Origin of the sequence: Shewanella morhuae, from assembly GCF_003028295.1 — a bacterium.
Lineage (GTDB): Bacteria > Pseudomonadota > Gammaproteobacteria > Enterobacterales > Shewanellaceae > Shewanella > Shewanella morhuae.
The window spans coordinates 2,861,797-2,876,955 of sequence record NZ_PYSG01000002.1; the positions used below are offsets into that span (position 1 = coordinate 2,861,797).

Here is a 15,159-nt window from a genome sequence, read left to right on the forward strand (position 1 = left end):
AAATCCTCGACGCTATTGCCCTCTATCATTATCGTGATTTTTTGCTTAAATATAGCGCCAGATGTGCGGTATCAAAAACACGGCTGCCACAAGCAATTAAGCACTCACCCGCATAAATAAATCAAATATATTTAGCAACTTACTGAGCAAAAGATGAAAAGAGTCACACTTTATCATTTGAGTCACATACACCGACTAGCGCTCAGCATAGGTCATGTTATGCTAGGCAGCTAGAACAGCTGTTTAATGGAAGTAACAGTATGACTCGTCAAATTATTCTTGATTGCGATCCCGGGCATGATGACGCTATTGCACTTATCTTAGCCTTAGCACATCCACAACTTAACCCTCTTGCCGTGACGACCAGCGCAGGCAACCAAACGCCAGATAAAACCCTCAATAATGCCCTACGAATTTTAACTCTGTTAAAGCGTAGCGATATTCCCGTGGCGGGCGGCGCCATAAAGCCATTAGCACGAGAGTTGATTATTGCCGACAATGTCCACGGTGAAACCGGCCTAGATGGTCCCGTATTGCCCGAACCCAGCTTTAGCCCACAAGCGATGACGGCGGTTGAGTTGATGGCGCAGCAAATTCGCCAAAGCACTCAACCCGTAACCTTAATCCCAACAGGGCCACTGACGAACATCGCACTGTTACTGGCAAGTCACAGTGAATTACACCATAAAATCGAACGCATCGTATTGATGGGCGGCGCCGCGGGCGTGGGTAATTGGACTCCTGCTGCAGAGTTTAATATTTTTGTCGACCCAGAGGCAGCAGATATGGTCTTTAAAGCTGGCATTCCGATTACCATGTGCGGACTCGATGTCACCCATCAAGCGCAAATCATGGATGAAGATATAGAACGCATTCGCGCTATCCAAAATCCAATAGCCAAGTGCGTCGCAGAGTTACTGGATTTCTTTATGGTTTACCACAGAGATCCTAAATGGGGCTTTATTGGCGCGCCATTACACGACCCTTGCACTATTGCTTGGTTACTCAAACCTGAATTATTTGAAGCGCAAGATTGCTGGGTCGGCATTGAAACACAAAGCGAGCTGACCTTAGGCATGACTGTGGTTGATCGCTACCAACTCACAGGTAAGCCCGCCAATGCTACAGTGCTATTTGGCATTGATAGACAAGGCTTTGTCGATTTGCTGGTCGACAGTTTAGGTGTCTACGATACCGCTTATCTCAATCGTAAAGAGCATTAACTGTGAGTGTTTTATGAGCCATATACTGATTATCGGTAGCGCCAATGCCGATCATGTAATGAAGTTTGAATACCTGCCTGCAGCAGGGCAAACCTTGATGAGCCACGAGTATCGGCTAGAGCAAGGGGGGAAAGGCGCCAACCAAGCTGTTGCCTGTGCTCGCTTAGCCAAATCAGGCTCATTTATTGACTTTATCTGCCATCTTGGACAAGACAGTGTCGGCAATGATATGCGTCAAAGCTGGATTAAAGATGGCATAAGTACAGAAGGGATAAGCCAGGTAGCAGGGCTAAGTACTGGTACTGCGATGATATTTATCGGGGACAATGGTCAAAATACCATTGGCGTTGCTGCAGGTGCAAATGCCAGTCTGTCACCCCATGATTTAGATAACCATATAGAACTTTTTGCCAGAGCACAGTATTTACTGATCCAACTAGAAACCCCAACCGCGACGGCTGTAAAAGCACTACAAATGGCTAAAAAACAGGGTGTCATTACGGTATTAAATCCGGCTCCAGCAACGGCTCTTGGCAATAGCTGCCTCAAGTGGGTCGATATTATTACTCCTAATGAAACAGAAGCAGAGGCCTTAAGCGGTATAGAAATCAATGGTACCGAAGATGCACAAATGGCAGCACAATTACTACACCAACAAGGCGTAGGTATTGTCGTCATCACATTAGGCAGTCGTGGCGCCTATGTTAGTAGCACCGATTTTACGGGGTTAGTTCCCGCGATCAACGTGCAAGCCATCGACACAGTTGCTGCAGGTGATACCTTTAATGGCGCTTTAGTTGTGGGCTTAAGCGAAGGAATGTCAATTGCCGCTGCCGTGGGGTTTGCCAATGCCGCCAGTGCTATTACCGTGACACGTCAGGGCGCACAACGCGCAATCCCCTATCGCCATGAGATATTGTACTAATAGGTTGGTTTTTGAATAAAATTCCGACCCTAAAACGAAAGTTGTATATACACAATTTACAAACAGATTTCATTCCCATTTAATGTAAATTGCTTATGCTTATGGACGCATATCTGAGTCAAACGGCTCAGTTACCTTTGTTCAAATAAGGAAATTCCAGATGAAAGCATTACGTAGCGTAACCAGCACGAGTATCATTGGCTTAGGATTACTATTTGCCAGCCAAGCAAGTGCCAACGAATGTGAACTGAAAATTGCCGCCACTGATGCAATGCAATTTGACACTAAAGAGCTGTCTGTTCCTGCAAGCTGTAAAGAAGTGACCTTAACCTTAACTCACTCAGGCGCTTTACCAAAAGCTGCGATGGGTCATAACTGGGTATTAGCTAAAGCTGCAGATATGTCTGGTGTGGCAACTGACGGCATGAGTGCAGGTCCTGATGCAAACTACGTCAAAGTGGATGATGCTCGCGTTATCGCTCACACACCATTAGTGGGCGGCGGCGAATCAACGTCTATTACGTTTAGCACTGCTGGCATGAACGCAGCCGAAGCTTACCAATTTTTCTGCACTTTCCCAGGTCACTGGGCAATTATGCAGGGTAGTTTCAAAATCAAGGCTTAATGCTTAGCCTTGTGCTTTCGCAATAAACGACAAAAGCGGATCATTTGATCCGCTTTTGTTGTTTAAGGGAATGCTTATTGTCTTGGCTGGATCACCAGTGGCGCAAAACTCGTCGTCGCATTACCGTTTGCCCCGTTTAAGTTAGGGTATTCAACCCCTTCTTGTAATGTGTAATACACATCAACAAAGTCATCATCATTAGTAAACCAAGCATCAGGCATCGCACTTAAAATACCATTAGTGATTTGCGGGATCAGCGCATAACCCTGAGCTTCAGGATCGGGTATCGACTTTAAGATCTGCTCAGCTGCTTCTAACAACTTGGTCGCCAGCACTTTATAGTTAGTGCCATCATCATGTTCCATTAACACCATATCTGCCGCTGCCCAGCGATAACGTTCCCAATGGATGATAATTTGATTCGGGTAATAAGTTGTCTGTGCATAATCTAAATAAGGCATTTCGACGATATCGAGCACTGGCTTATCGCGGCTAGGATCAACCCCAGTCACTATGCCGTAAATTTCGGCACTACCCGAAATCCACGGCTCATGGTCATCCTTTAAGGAGATTTGTTTGATTACTGTGGTTGAGATTGGTTTATCAGCCACCGCCTGTGTTTGCGCACGGTTCAACAATACGCCATCTTTCTTGGCTGACTGCGCCTCGGCAAACGTGGCTCGCATCACTTCTAATCCAGCCATAAAAGCTTTTTTACTATCAATACCCACAACAAAAACAGGCTGTTGCGGCAAGTTATACACATCTAACTGATGCACTTTTCCATTAATATCAAAAGCTTCAATATAATCCCACTGACTTTCATCACCGTCTGGCTCATAGGCAAATAAAGGAGATTCACCTTGTTGCCAAGCGGCCAACATGGTTTCATCTGCCAACCGCACTTGTACCAAAGAATCAGCTTTAGCACTCAAGCCTTTCACTCGACGAATCGATGCATCAGCTTTGGTAATCACACTATTATTGAGTTTATGTTGGGATAAAATGTTATCGGCATTCACTGCAAGCTGATATTGGTTTATTTCAGTCTGTAAAATAGGGGCTAACTGGGTATATTGCTGGCTTAAATCGAGTGCCAGCGCTCGTTTAGTGTGGGTTAATTGTGCTTGCACGTCCAAAGTTGAGTCCTTTAGCGACGCCTGTAGCAAGCGCAATGCTTCCCCATCTAAGGCTTGACCATAACTCATGGTTGTCGAAGCAGATAAACACAGCAATAAACTGGATTGCAGTAGTTTCATAGGTGTTTCCTTACCTAGTAAAATTAAACGTGCGTTCAATTATCAATATATGAACACAGCCTCCAATTCAAGTAAACCTGGAATGAAGAACTTATCGTTAATTATTAATAGCATAGAGTACGGAATAGTGATTGTGAGCTAAAAAAGAATGCCAATATCAATACTTAATCAGCCTGAGTGAGTCAATATTGAGCAGAGGTAATACCAATCGTATTAACTATCTGTTCATTCAGCGGGAGTTCAACGCGCTTTAGATAAGGCGAAGGCTGAAGGCATAGTGGTGCTCTGTCGAAAGTCTTAAACGCAGTATCAAGCGCGTTGCCATGCTGCGGTTAAATCGTCGCCCTTTGGGATCATCACCGGCATCCCACTGCAGTGTTGCATTGACTTAAAAGGGAATAACCATTTCTGCGTCAATGCGCCTCGGGTTGAAATACCAGTGAGGCTCTGAACTGATTAGATAGTTAATGTGACTGGTATAAAGCTCCATTGGGATAATATTGTCAGTTCAAGCCAAGGTTAAAAACACAAAAAGCGGATCCTAAGATCCGCCTTTTGTTATTCATAGCCAGACTGGCTGCACGAAACGCACTAAGCGATTCATTACAGTCAAACTAAGCTGATAAGACAATACGAGTGAGGGTTACTCTTCGTCGAAATCGTCTTGATCAAGATCTTCGGCATCAGTTGCCGCTTCAGCCGCCAATGCCGCCGCTAATTTTGCTTTAGCTTGTTTCTCTGAACGACGTTTATTACGCTCAGTTAACGTGCTTAAAAACACTTGTAATTCAGCCAAGCCCCAAGCTTGCGCTTCGGCTTCAGTCGCAAAACCATCGTGGCTTTTTGATACCACAGTTTTGGTTGATGTCATGCGACGAGTAATTTCAGTTTTCCAACCGTTATCGCCCTGTGTTACGCGCAAATCGTATTTTTTGCCCTTGCTCATTCTGCTCTATTTCCTAAATGATGCTTGTCACGTTTGTCTTATCAAGCTAACCCAACGCTCATCATAAAACAAAAGGAGCGCAGTGTACTTGATTTCGGCCTAGAAAGATCGACCAAGTGAAAATATTCATGCCAGTTTCAGCAACTCACTTAATGAAGTGAATACCTAAACTGTTATGTTAAGTCACCATAGCGAGGAATGACGCTCGGCCTAAACTTTCTTTACATTTTAAAAGTATCTTAAGATTCAAACAATACTAACGAATGTGGTTCAGTCGTAACCGCAACTTTTTGGCCAATACTTAGCTGCATCATCTGACTGCGAACCTCCACACAATACGTTATCGATGCCGCCTCAACGCTAACACAATAATGACAAAAAGTGCCTAAAAAACGTCGTTCGGTAATCATACCTACGCCTTGATCATCCGCATTAATCGTTAATTGCTGTGGTCGTAAAAATACCATGCCATTAAATTCATTCAAAAATACTAATGGTGTTAGGCTGGTTAAATCACCGATAGGAGTAGCCACACTATAGCTATCTAGCACTGCGGCGGGTAAGTAGTTACCACTGCCTAAAAAATCCGCCACATAACGGCTATTGGGCGCGGTATATAAGATTTCTGCGCTGCCATGCTGCACGATGACGCCTTGGTTCAAAATGGCTAAAGTATCGGCAAAAACAAAAGCTTCGTCCTTACTGTGAGTAACAAAAACCGCACTTACATTACGTTGTTTTAAGATACTGCGAATTTCTGCCATCATCTCATAGCGCACTTGGGCATCGATGTTAGAGAAAGGCTCATCCAGTAACAATAATTGCGGCTCATAGGCAAGCGCACGCGCAATTGAGACTCTTTGCTGCTGACCACCAGATAATTCATGGGGATAACGTTTAGCTAACCCTTCAAGTTTAACTAAAGTTAGCATGTCATCTAACCGCACTAGACGTTCAGCGGCCGACAATTTAGTCACGCCAAAAAGGATATTCTCCGCCACCGTTAAATGCGGGAAAAGTGCATAATCTTGGAAAATCATACCAATACCGCGTTGCTCGCTGGGCACAAACGCGCTATTGCCGCTCACTACTTGACCATTAATATGGACCTCACCTTGGCTAATCGCCTGCAATCCGGCAACCGCACGTAGTAATGTGGTTTTACCACAGCCACTTGGGCCTAACAGCGCAAGAATCTCTCCTTGACCTAGCGTTAAGCTCAGACCTTTAAGCACTTGTTGGCCCTGATAATCACTATGAACTTGCTGAAGTTTAAGCGTATTTGCCATCAGCTATGTTGCTCCAATGAACGGTTTAAATAAATAAGCGGCACTAAACCCACCAGCACAATCACGATCGCAGCTAAAGCACCGTGTTCGAGCTTTTCATCGGATACAAACTGGAATACGTAGGTGGCAAGATTTTCAAAACCGATAGGTCGCAATAGCAATGCGGCGGGTAATTCCTTCATGCCTTCGATAAAAACTAATAACGCGCCAGCAAATAGCCCCTTGGCGAGCAAAGGAAAATGCACCCGCCACAAGAGTTGTCTTGGGCTTTGCCCCATCGTCAAGCTGACCATATCTAATGATGGCGAAATGCGTTTATAGCTGTTTTCGACACTGCCGATGGCTATCGCTACAAAACGCACACAAAAAGCAAAAATTAATGCCACCACACTGCCCGTTAAGATAAGCCCTGGCCCTTTTATACCAAACACATCGGCTAAATCATTAATGGCAAAATCGAGCATAGTGAGCGGTACTAACACCCCAATCGCCAGCACTGTACCCGGCAAGGCATAACCAGTTGAGGCTAAACGTGAGGGCAAGGCATCACTCGGCCTTGGGCTACTACGACGCACAAACATCAACAGTAAGGCGATTAAACAACAAATTAAGCTCGTTATGAGGGCAAGACTTAAACTATTAATACTCAATTGCCAAAAGCGTCCATCCCAACTTTGTTCAAAATAACTAATGGCATAGGATAATAAAATACTAAAGGGCAATACAAAGGCGACGAATAACAGCGTGCCACAAAAGCTGAGCGCGACTGCTGTTTGTACCGTCGTGAGTGGATATAAATCAGTGGCTTGAATACGTGATTGCTTCTGAAATAGCTGCTGCTTACGGCGAGCAAAGCGCTCAAAACCAATGAGACTAAATACCACCAGCAAAATAATTGCCGAGAGTTTAGCTGCGGCGGCCAAATTACCGTAACCCAGCCAAGTGTCATAAACCGCCGTCGTTAAGGTGGGCACAGCAAAATAGCTAACTGTGGCAAAATCGGCGGCGGTTTCCATCGCCACTAACGCTACACCAACAGCGAGCGCAGGCCTAGCCATGGGCAAAGATAAGCGCCAAAAACTTTGCCATGGCGAACAACCCATAATACGCGAAGCATGCGCCAAACTTAATGACTGCTCCATAAACGCGGTGCGCGCTAAGAGATAAATATAGGGAAATAGCACCAGCGACAACATACAAATCGCGCCACCTAAGGTGCGAATATCGGAGAAAAAATAATCCTGCGGTGAGCTCCAACCAAATATCGACCGTAAACTGCGCTGCACTGGCCCCGCATAATCGAGTAAATCAGTATAAACGTAGGCGACAATATATCCCGGCATAGCAAGGGGTAATAAAAGCGCCCATTGTAGGTAACGCCGGCCAACAAACTCACAGCGCGCAGTAAGCCAAGCACAAGGTATCGCTAATAGTAGCGCGCCTAAACTCACCCCTAAAATCAGCAGTAAACTATTACGAATATAAGTCGGTAGAACCGTTGCCAGTAAGTGACTAAATATGGCCTCATCGGGCTGCAAGGCTTGCAATATAAGCGCAAAAAGCGGCAACACCAGTAGTGCTGCCACGGTATAACCAGCAAGCGACCAGCTTCTGGCTAGTCCTAAAATCATGTCAGTCCTTAAAAATTACAGCGCCAATAAATGGCGCTGATAAACTCATCGATATTGTGGTTCTACCACCGGAGACTAAAGATCAAACTGTACTTCATCTAACAATTTTATCGCCGCTTGGTGATACTCTGCTAATTTAAAAATAGGTAATTGATCTGATTTAAATTGCCCCCAAGAAGCCACTAATGGTGAAGGCGCAACATCGACTTTTACTGGATATTCCATATTAATGTCGGCATAAGCTTTCTGAGCCACATCTGCCGATAAAAATTCCATCAATTTAATAGCGTTAGCTTTATTAGGACTATAGCGGGCTAATGCCATACCTGACACGTTGACATGGGCACCGCGATCGGCCTGATTAGGGAAGTTAATCGTTACCGCTTCTGCAATCACTTTTTGCTCAGGGTCTTTCAGCATGTTGCCATAGTAATAGCTATTACCTAAGGCGATATCACACACCCCTTCTTTAACTGCGGCAATTTGCCCTCTATCGTTACCCTGTGGTTTGCGCGCTAAGTTAGCTTTAACGCCTTGTAACCATGTTTTTGCTTCAGCCTCGCCATGATGGGCGATCATCGAAGCAACCAGTGCGATATTGTATGGATGTTTACCACTGCGGGTACAAATTTTACCTTTGTACTTAGGATCGGCCAATTCCTCATAGGTCATTTGCTGTGGGCCTAAACGTTCTTTAGCGGTATAGAGATTTCGAACGCGCATCGTTAGGGCATACCATTGGCCGTCGGGATCGCGATATTGTGCTGGTATATTATTTTCTAGTAGCGTGCTGTTAACCGGAGAAGTCAGCTCTTTATCGACCAACTCTACCAAACGAGAAAAATCTGAGGTTAATACTAAATCAGCCGGTGATAAGCGGCCTTCACGGGCGATGCGCTCAGCAATACCGTCTTTAGCAAATACCACATCCACACCAATACCGGTTTCATCAGTAAAGCGTTGAATAATAGGCTCTACCAAGAAAGCTTGGCGGTACGAATAAACCGTTAATTTATCTTCTGCATTCGCCGAATGCCCTATCGACATGAGTCCAACAACTGCTGCACAAGTTACCCATTTCATGACTGATTCTCCATAGTTATAGCGTATTCGACGAATTAAAACACGATAGCACTAATGATAATGCTTATCAGTTGAGCTAGAGTAATAGATACTAACTAGGAGAGCAACAGATCATTTAACATTCTGTTTTTAATGGGATTAAGCTTAAAACTGGTGATTATCTCAAAGCTAACTAAACTGAACCTTAATTTGCACAAAATATTTATAAGGGCCGTTATGTTAACTCTGTTATTGCTCGGTATCGCCGCACTGGTACTCATTGGGTTCTTTAAACACAAGAGTGGCACCCAAAATCAACATAAACTTGATGCTAATGTAAGGCTCCCACGCGCCAACAAATCTAAATTACAACCGCTTAAAACTCATAAGTTTCACAGTGTGAGCATAGTGAATAACGGCTTTTGCTGCGAACAAACAACCGCTATCGCGGGTAAACGATTTTTATCAAAGGATGCACCTGAAATCCCCATGGCAGACTGCACGGTAACAAACTGCCAATGTCGCTATCAACATCATGAGGATCGGCGTCAATTAGGCAATGAACGCAGAGTAGGTTTTGGAGTGACTCGAGATTTATTCGGCGTTTTTGGTGAGCAAAACCGCCGTGATAGACCTATCGGCAGACGCGCAACCGATAGCTGAAATATAGACGTTACTGCGGACGTGTTTGAATAAAGGCAGGTAAGTCACGCATCTCACTAAACCAAAGTGCAGTGGCGGGCGCCACTTTACGCCAGTCTAACTCAGAATGCCTGAAATCCACATAATCGAGTAGGCAAATCAAAGCCAGTTGCGGCGCTTGGATCGTAATTTGAGTGATCACAGTTTGAAGCTCAATCTGCATTAGTCCACGCAGTAGTGCTTGCTCAAAACGAGAGGTCCAAAAAGCGGATCTGACCCCTTCTTCTTGTCGCATCTGCTCTTGGCGCAATTTTACCGCGCTATCGATTAGGCCTTTCACTAAAGAATACTGACACTCCAGCACCCAATTACCACTCACAGCACCAAACATCTGTCGATCACCCAATTCAGTATCGAGGTAGCGCATAATCACTTCGCTATCAAATAGCGCTAGGCCATCATTAGTGATAAGGCATGGAATTTGCCCTAATGGGTTGGCATCAAGCAATTCTGCCGTATTATCAAAGGGATTAACCAGTAACTCTTCAATATTATTAATCCCCAAATGTTGAATTAACACGCGAACACAACGGGCATAGGGCGATGCTTGAGAGCTTAGCAACCTCATTAAAATATCCTTATATTTTAAGGTTTAAATTATTAAATATAATTTTTAAATATCAACGCAAGCGAGTTTAGCATCACTATTTGCAAATGCAGATCACCAGTATTTCTCAACAGTAATTTGTCCTGGTGCTCGCCGTAGATTCTTAACCAAACCTTTATTCAGTAGGGCCGCTTGCGCGCCGTTAATCATACCCGGATTACCACAAATCATCACTTGAGAATCCGCAGCACTTAACGTTAGCCCCGCTGTATCCTCAATTTCACCCGACACCAAACCATCAGGAATACGACACTGTAAAGCATCGGTAATCGTTTCACGGGTCACACTTAAAATGAGTTTAAACTGCTCAGGGTATTGTTGTTCTAATCCACGTAGTTTATCAAGATAAGCTAAATCTTGTGCCTCACGCACACCATAGACTAACACCACCTTTTCAAAACGTTGCCACGGCTCAGCAGTATCAAGCATAGACAGAAAAGGCCCTACTGCGGTTCCTGTTGCCAAAAACCACAAGTGTTTACCTTGAAGTTTGCCTTTAGGTATTTCATCTAAAGTCATAAAACCTGCCGCGGTGGGAGTAATGTCAATTTCGTCACCAATGGCAAGATTGTGTAACTGGGGAGAAAGTAGACCATCTTCGACCGCAACGGCGAGTATTTCAGCATAGGGTTTATCGGGGGAATTAACTAATGAGTAGGCTCTGGCGACCCGTTTGTCACCTTGCATTTGGCTCAGTTTAATAAACTGACCGGGGATAAATGGCGCTAGCTCGGTGGCAATTCGCAGTGAAAATAGCTTATCACTCCAATCAATACGCTCTATAACTTGTCCACTGGTCCACATAACTTGCCCTCAAGCGAAACGTTAGATAGACCCTAGCATAAACTGTTATCTACACAACAAAAACCCCTTATTGGAAGGGGTTCTTGATCTAACAATGCTCAAATAAAACATTACATTCAGCCTGCTTGAGTGTCTTCCGATTTTGGCTTAAAACTATCTCTAAAAGCCTGTAGTCCGTCTTGCACTAAGGAGTAAGTTTTATCAACACCCTTAGCGATATCGCCCTGCAACACTTTAAGGCCAGATAAAATATCCTTTGCATCCTTAAAACCACTATCAATTGCACCACCAATAATTCCCATAAAACTCTCAAGTTGATCGTCTAGACTCATACCTGAATGTTGCTGCTGATGAACACTAAAAAACTTTGTCGCAAAGCTCACTATCCTGTCAGCGGTAGCTTCGGGTGAAGTATCTACGCCATTATCATAAGCGGTTTGAATTGCATTCTGGCCCATGGTTGGCGCTAATTCTTTATTAATCGACTCTATCGCAGCACGATAAAGTAATACCATCGACTTATCACCAGATTTAATATTGACGTCCTGCTGAGCCGATAAAATAGCCTGATTCATCAGTTGCTTACTTGTTTGTTGAGCAGTTTGTTTAGAGGTTACTTTAACTTCTTTTAAATCACTCACGTCGGTATTCTTAGGCGCCGCGTTTTCAGCATTCTTTTTCTGTGGCAAAGGTGCACTTTGCACCGGGAGAGACTTATTAATTTCCATAATAGTTATCCATTTAACTCACGTTAATTTGATTATAGGGTTAACTTAACTATCGGCCAAAATTTAACCGGCTTTAGTAATTTTTAAAATTGAAGTACCATCAAAGCCACAAGGTGTTGATATGTTGTACATAAATTAGTTATTTTTTATGACCGCCACTACATCACTATTGCTAAGCTAATAACCACAAATGCTAGAAAAGGATGTTACATAATGGCAGTAAGCCGCCTCATTAGTCGTGGGTTTAAATATCATTTACTGACGCATATAAAAAAAGTTAACTTACTGACCTTCATTCTATTTATTAGCCTTAACTTCGCACCGATTAGCCAAGCTAATGCAGAAAACCGACTGATCATTATTGTCAGGCATGCCGAAAAAGCTGACACGCCAGTTAAAGATCCGCAGTTGTCTCCTAAAGGAGTCATGCGCGCCACATTATTGATCAATGTTTTACATCGCACGCCGCTATCGCAACTGATTGCAACTCAATACCAGCGGACTCAGCAATCACTTGAGCCCATTGCTGAAGTTCGCCATTTACCGGTGACGATTGTGGAAGCGAATGCTATCGCACAACATATCCAACACATTGTTGAGCAAGTGTATGCCGTGCAAGGAAATACGCTGATTGCAGGGCATTCCGACACTGTGCCCCTCATCATCAAAGCCCTTGGCGGACCTGAGATTCAAGCGATTAATGAAGATGATTACAGCCAGCTGTTCTTACTCTCGCTTAATGATGGCCAACCCGCGAGCTTAATCGCTACCCGTTACGGACAAGAATAAGGATAAAAACATGAGTGAACTTAATTGGTTTATATGGGGACTCGACCTGTTTTCCGGGCTCTTTTTGATTCTAGTGGCCCTTGGGGTTCTGGCGGTAGTCTATATGTATATCGCTGACAAAATGCAGACTAAACAAGCCATTAGACATAATTACCCCGTGATAGGCCGTTTTAGATACTTATTTGAGAAACAAGGCGAATTCTTTAGACAATACTTTTTTGCCCAAGACAGGGAAGAACTTCCTTTTAACCGGGCAGAACGCAGCTGGGTATACCGCGCGGCTAAAAACGTAGATAGAACCATAGCATTCGGTTCAACGCGGCCCTTAGATAATGCTGGCACGATTATGTTTATGAACACTGCCTTCCCGACTCCCGATGAAGATGTCACCCCAATCCATCCACTTACCATAGGGACACATTGTCGTCAGCCATATACTACCAATGCAATTTGTCACATCTCAGCGATGAGTTTTGGTGCCTTATCACGCCCAGCAGTGACAGCACTTTCCCATGGCGCTGCGCAGGCAGGTTGTTGGCTGAATACGGGAGAAGGTGGCTTGAGCCCTTATCATCTTAAAGGTGGCTGCGATCTCGTGTTTCAAATTGGTACGGCTAAATATGGTGTTCGCAATGAACACGGACACTTAGACGATGAAAAACTCAAGGCGATTGCGCTTCATCCCGAAGTTAAAATGTTTGAAATTAAAATGAGCCAAGGCGCCAAACCCGGCAAAGGGGGTATTTTACCCGGTGTAAAGGTCACGGCAGAGATTGCGCATATTCGTGGTATTCCGCCAGGGCACGATTCTATTAGCCCCAATGGTCACATCGAATTTAAATCCGTGAATGATATTCTGGATATGATTGCAAGAGTACGTGAAGTAACCGGTAAACCCACTGGCATTAAAGCAGTACTTGGCGATGTGCAGTGGCTTGAGGATTTATGCGATGAAATTGAGCGCCGTGGAGAGGATTCTGCCCCCGACTTTTTCACCTTAGACAGTGCCGACGGTGGCACTGGTGCAGCGCCGCAATCGTTAATGGATTACGTTGGCCTACCACTGAAAGAAAGCTTACCAATTTTAGTAAAAATTTTAATCCAGCGGGGCTTGCGTAAACGCATTAAAGTGATCGCATCTGGGAAACTTGTCGTCCCTTCAAAAGTAGCTTGGGCATTAGCATTAGGCGCTGATTTTATCGCGTCAGCACGTGGCAATATGTTCGCTCTTGGCTGTATTCAAGCCTTGCAGTGCAATAAAGATACGTGCCCAACGGGGATCACAACGCACAATCCTAAATTACAGCAAGGATTAAACCCTCGGGATAAATCGACTCGTGTTGCCAACTATCATCATAACTTGCACCATGATTTAGGGTTAATTGCACACTCTTGTGGTGTAACAGAACCTCGGCAACTCAAACCTACACATGTACGGATCGTGCTAGAAAGTGGTTTATCGGTCTCACTCGATAAATACTATGCACATATGGCTCAGTAGCGTCATACCAATCGTATTTAATATCTGTTCATTCAGCGGGTGTTCAACGCGCTTTAAACAGGGTGAAGGCTTGAAGGCATAGTGGTGCTCTGTCGAAAGCCTTAAACGCAGTATAAAGCGCATTGCCATGCAGTTAAATTAGCCGCCCTTTGGGAGCCTCACTGGCATCCCACTCCCGTGTTACATTGACTTAAAAGGGAATAACCATTTCTGCGTCAATGCGCCTCGGATTGAAATACCTATAAGGCTCTGAACTGATTAGATAGATAATGTAATTTGCATTAAACCACGCGCAGCTACTGGACTGTAAAACTTTCGTCTACACTCTATCTACATAAGGTATATTTGAATATGTACCACAAAAGAGGTAAGATTCGTGAAGTAAGACAACATTTTAATCATCTTACCTACACAAAACATAAGGAAGTATCTTGAAACCTAGTTTCTTAAGCCAACAACCACTCAGTAAAACTGTCAGCTCGAGCTGTAAAAGCTGTAACCGTTTAACTGAGATCGAAGGTGAAATGGTATGTTTTCGTGAAGGACAGATTATTAGGCTCACTCTCATTGATGAATCTACACCTAAACTAAACCTATTATGTGAAGGTTGGAAAGCGGCAAAGCTAAACGATAAAGCTTGATTTTTTGTTACGCTGAGCATTTTTAGCATATAGGTTTTCAGGGGTATTGAGACTAACAACCGCGCTCGACTTCCTACCTTGTGTTTTTACATTACCCCTCTCGCCTTTACTCACCTAACGTCGGCCCATACTATAACTTGCTGGCATATTCATCTCACGGATAACCCCCGCAAGTACCATTTCCACATTGACCTTAGCCAAGGTAAGACTGCGAGTCGTCACTAATAACCCTGCATTTAATTCAGCATAAATACGTTGTAATGAACCATAATCGACACCACGATCTTTCAACGTTGCCATAATGGCATACCAATCAGTGGTGACTTTATCTTCTTTGCCTTCAATATTAGCTCTCAGTGTCATATTCTTCATGCTTAAATCTCTTCAGGATGATGTATTGCCATTGAGTATAGAGAGCTAAAGCTGA

16 protein-coding genes are annotated in these 15,159 nt (G+C 44.1%); 7 read left to right on the forward strand and 9 right to left on the reverse strand.

All coding sequences use genetic code 11. The features are described 5' to 3' along the window. The first annotated feature begins 260 nt into the window (after positions 1-260). From rihA to azu, 3 genes are all read left to right on the forward strand, one after another. Positions 261-1,223 carry a pyrimidine-specific ribonucleoside hydrolase RihA gene (gene rihA / locus C9I43_RS12985; RefSeq protein WP_076497899.1) on the forward strand — a complete coding sequence of 321 codons (963 nt, stop codon included), beginning with the start codon at positions 261-263 and terminating at the stop codon, positions 1,221-1,223. A 13-nt stretch (positions 1,224-1,236) separates the two neighbouring features. Continuing rightward, positions 1,237-2,148 (forward strand): ribokinase, encoded by a 912-nt coding sequence (gene rbsK / locus C9I43_RS12990; protein WP_107883708.1) that lies wholly within the window; start codon positions 1,237-1,239, stop codon positions 2,146-2,148. A gap of 160 nt (positions 2,149-2,308) precedes the next feature. Continuing rightward, positions 2,309-2,773, forward strand: a complete 465-nt coding sequence (gene azu, locus C9I43_RS12995; RefSeq protein WP_076497903.1) for an azurin — start codon at positions 2,309-2,311, stop codon at positions 2,771-2,773. A gap of 74 nt (positions 2,774-2,847) precedes the next feature. Here azu and C9I43_RS13000 read toward each other — a convergent pair whose 3' ends face one another. From C9I43_RS13000 to C9I43_RS13020, 5 genes are all read right to left on the reverse strand, one after another. Further along, positions 2,848-4,032: a DUF3103 domain-containing protein gene (locus tag C9I43_RS13000; RefSeq protein WP_107883709.1), complete on the reverse strand. Its 1,185-nt coding sequence runs from the start codon at positions 4,030-4,032 to the stop codon at positions 2,848-2,850. Positions 4,033-4,675: 643 nt separating this feature from the next. Next, positions 4,676-4,978, reverse strand: a complete 303-nt coding sequence (locus C9I43_RS13005; RefSeq protein ID WP_076497906.1) for a DUF3622 domain-containing protein — start codon at positions 4,976-4,978, stop codon at positions 4,676-4,678. A 239-nt stretch (positions 4,979-5,217) separates the two neighbouring features. Further along, a complete protein-coding gene (locus C9I43_RS13010; protein WP_107883710.1) occupies positions 5,218-6,267 on the reverse strand; it encodes an ABC transporter ATP-binding protein in 1,050 nt (349 codons plus the stop codon). Continuing rightward, on the reverse strand, positions 6,267-7,898 hold the full coding sequence (locus C9I43_RS13015) for an ABC transporter permease (RefSeq protein WP_107883711.1): 1,632 nt from the start codon (positions 7,896-7,898) through the stop codon (positions 6,267-6,269). Before C9I43_RS13015 ends, C9I43_RS13010 begins: the two co-directional genes overlap by 1 nt. Positions 7,899-7,973: 75 nt before the next feature. Continuing rightward, on the reverse strand, positions 7,974-8,981 hold the full coding sequence (locus C9I43_RS13020; protein WP_107883712.1) for a Fe(3+) ABC transporter substrate-binding protein: 1,008 nt from the start codon (positions 8,979-8,981) through the stop codon (positions 7,974-7,976). Positions 8,982-9,197: 216 nt separating this feature from the next. Between C9I43_RS13020 and C9I43_RS13025 the strand changes: the two genes are divergently transcribed. Next, entirely contained in the window at positions 9,198-9,623 is a 426-nt protein-coding gene (locus tag C9I43_RS13025) for a hypothetical protein (RefSeq protein WP_107884166.1), read from the forward strand. A gap of 10 nt (positions 9,624-9,633) precedes the next feature. Here C9I43_RS13025 and C9I43_RS13030 read toward each other — a convergent pair whose 3' ends face one another. The 3 genes from C9I43_RS13030 to C9I43_RS13040 form a co-directional block, all read right to left on the reverse strand. Further along, on the reverse strand, positions 9,634-10,230 hold the full coding sequence (locus C9I43_RS13030; RefSeq protein ID WP_107883713.1) for a glutathione S-transferase N-terminal domain-containing protein: 597 nt from the start codon (positions 10,228-10,230) through the stop codon (positions 9,634-9,636). Between the two features lie 93 nt (positions 10,231-10,323). Further along, positions 10,324-11,073, reverse strand: a complete 750-nt coding sequence (locus tag C9I43_RS13035) for a ferredoxin--NADP reductase (protein ID WP_076497914.1) — start codon at positions 11,071-11,073, stop codon at positions 10,324-10,326. A 116-nt stretch (positions 11,074-11,189) separates the two neighbouring features. After that, positions 11,190-11,801, reverse strand: a complete 612-nt coding sequence (locus tag C9I43_RS13040; RefSeq protein ID WP_076497915.1) for a DUF5610 domain-containing protein — start codon at positions 11,799-11,801, stop codon at positions 11,190-11,192. A gap of 213 nt (positions 11,802-12,014) precedes the next feature. Here C9I43_RS13040 and C9I43_RS13045 point away from each other — a divergent pair, with 213 nt between their 5' ends. The 3 genes from C9I43_RS13045 (at position 12,015) to C9I43_RS13055 (ending at position 14,732) form a co-directional block, all read left to right on the forward strand. Next, positions 12,015-12,590 (forward strand): histidine phosphatase family protein, encoded by a 576-nt coding sequence (locus C9I43_RS13045; protein ID WP_107883714.1) that lies wholly within the window; start codon positions 12,015-12,017, stop codon positions 12,588-12,590. A gap of 10 nt (positions 12,591-12,600) precedes the next feature. Then, on the forward strand, positions 12,601-14,091 hold the full coding sequence (locus C9I43_RS13050) for an FMN-binding glutamate synthase family protein (protein ID WP_107883715.1): 1,491 nt from the start codon (positions 12,601-12,603) through the stop codon (positions 14,089-14,091). A 431-nt stretch (positions 14,092-14,522) separates the two neighbouring features. Next, positions 14,523-14,732 carry a hypothetical protein gene (locus C9I43_RS13055; RefSeq protein ID WP_076497920.1) on the forward strand — a complete coding sequence of 70 codons (210 nt, stop codon included), beginning with the start codon at positions 14,523-14,525 and terminating at the stop codon, positions 14,730-14,732. Between the two features lie 114 nt (positions 14,733-14,846). Here the strand turns inward: C9I43_RS13055 and C9I43_RS13060 are convergent, their stop codons facing one another. After that, the gene (locus C9I43_RS13060; RefSeq protein WP_076497922.1) at positions 14,847-15,104 is read right to left on the reverse strand and encodes a hypothetical protein; all 258 of its coding nucleotides are present in this window, start codon (positions 15,102-15,104) and stop codon (positions 14,847-14,849) included. Between the last annotated feature and the right edge of the window lie 55 nt (positions 15,105-15,159).

Excerpts from the sequence above, each read along its gene's own strand:
- rihA (WP_076497899.1), top strand. The coding sequence starts at position 261 with ATGACTCGTCAAATTATTCTTGATTGCGATCCCGGGCATGATGACGCT.
- rbsK (WP_107883708.1), top strand. The coding sequence starts at position 1,237 with ATGAGCCATATACTGATTATCGGTAGCGCCAATGCCGATCATGTAATG.
- azu (WP_076497903.1), top strand. The coding sequence starts at position 2,309 with ATGAAAGCATTACGTAGCGTAACCAGCACGAGTATCATTGGCTTAGGA.
- C9I43_RS13000 (WP_107883709.1), bottom strand. The coding sequence starts at position 4,032 with ATGAAACTACTGCAATCCAGTTTATTGCTGTGTTTATCTGCTTCGACA.
- C9I43_RS13005 (WP_076497906.1), bottom strand. The coding sequence starts at position 4,978 with ATGAGCAAGGGCAAAAAATACGATTTGCGCGTAACACAGGGCGATAAC.
- C9I43_RS13010 (WP_107883710.1), bottom strand. The coding sequence starts at position 6,267 with ATGGCAAATACGCTTAAACTTCAGCAAGTTCATAGTGATTATCAGGGC.
- C9I43_RS13015 (WP_107883711.1), bottom strand. The coding sequence starts at position 7,898 with ATGATTTTAGGACTAGCCAGAAGCTGGTCGCTTGCTGGTTATACCGTG.
- C9I43_RS13020 (WP_107883712.1), bottom strand. The coding sequence starts at position 8,981 with ATGAAATGGGTAACTTGTGCAGCAGTTGTTGGACTCATGTCGATAGGG.
- C9I43_RS13025 (WP_107884166.1), top strand. The coding sequence starts at position 9,198 with ATGTTAACTCTGTTATTGCTCGGTATCGCCGCACTGGTACTCATTGGG.
- C9I43_RS13030 (WP_107883713.1), bottom strand. The coding sequence starts at position 10,230 with ATGAGGTTGCTAAGCTCTCAAGCATCGCCCTATGCCCGTTGTGTTCGC.
- C9I43_RS13035 (WP_076497914.1), bottom strand. The coding sequence starts at position 11,073 with ATGTGGACCAGTGGACAAGTTATAGAGCGTATTGATTGGAGTGATAAG.
- C9I43_RS13040 (WP_076497915.1), bottom strand. The coding sequence starts at position 11,801 with ATGGAAATTAATAAGTCTCTCCCGGTGCAAAGTGCACCTTTGCCACAG.
- C9I43_RS13045 (WP_107883714.1), top strand. The coding sequence starts at position 12,015 with ATGGCAGTAAGCCGCCTCATTAGTCGTGGGTTTAAATATCATTTACTG.
- C9I43_RS13050 (WP_107883715.1), top strand. The coding sequence starts at position 12,601 with ATGAGTGAACTTAATTGGTTTATATGGGGACTCGACCTGTTTTCCGGG.
- C9I43_RS13060 (WP_076497922.1), bottom strand. The coding sequence starts at position 15,104 with ATGAAGAATATGACACTGAGAGCTAATATTGAAGGCAAAGAAGATAAA.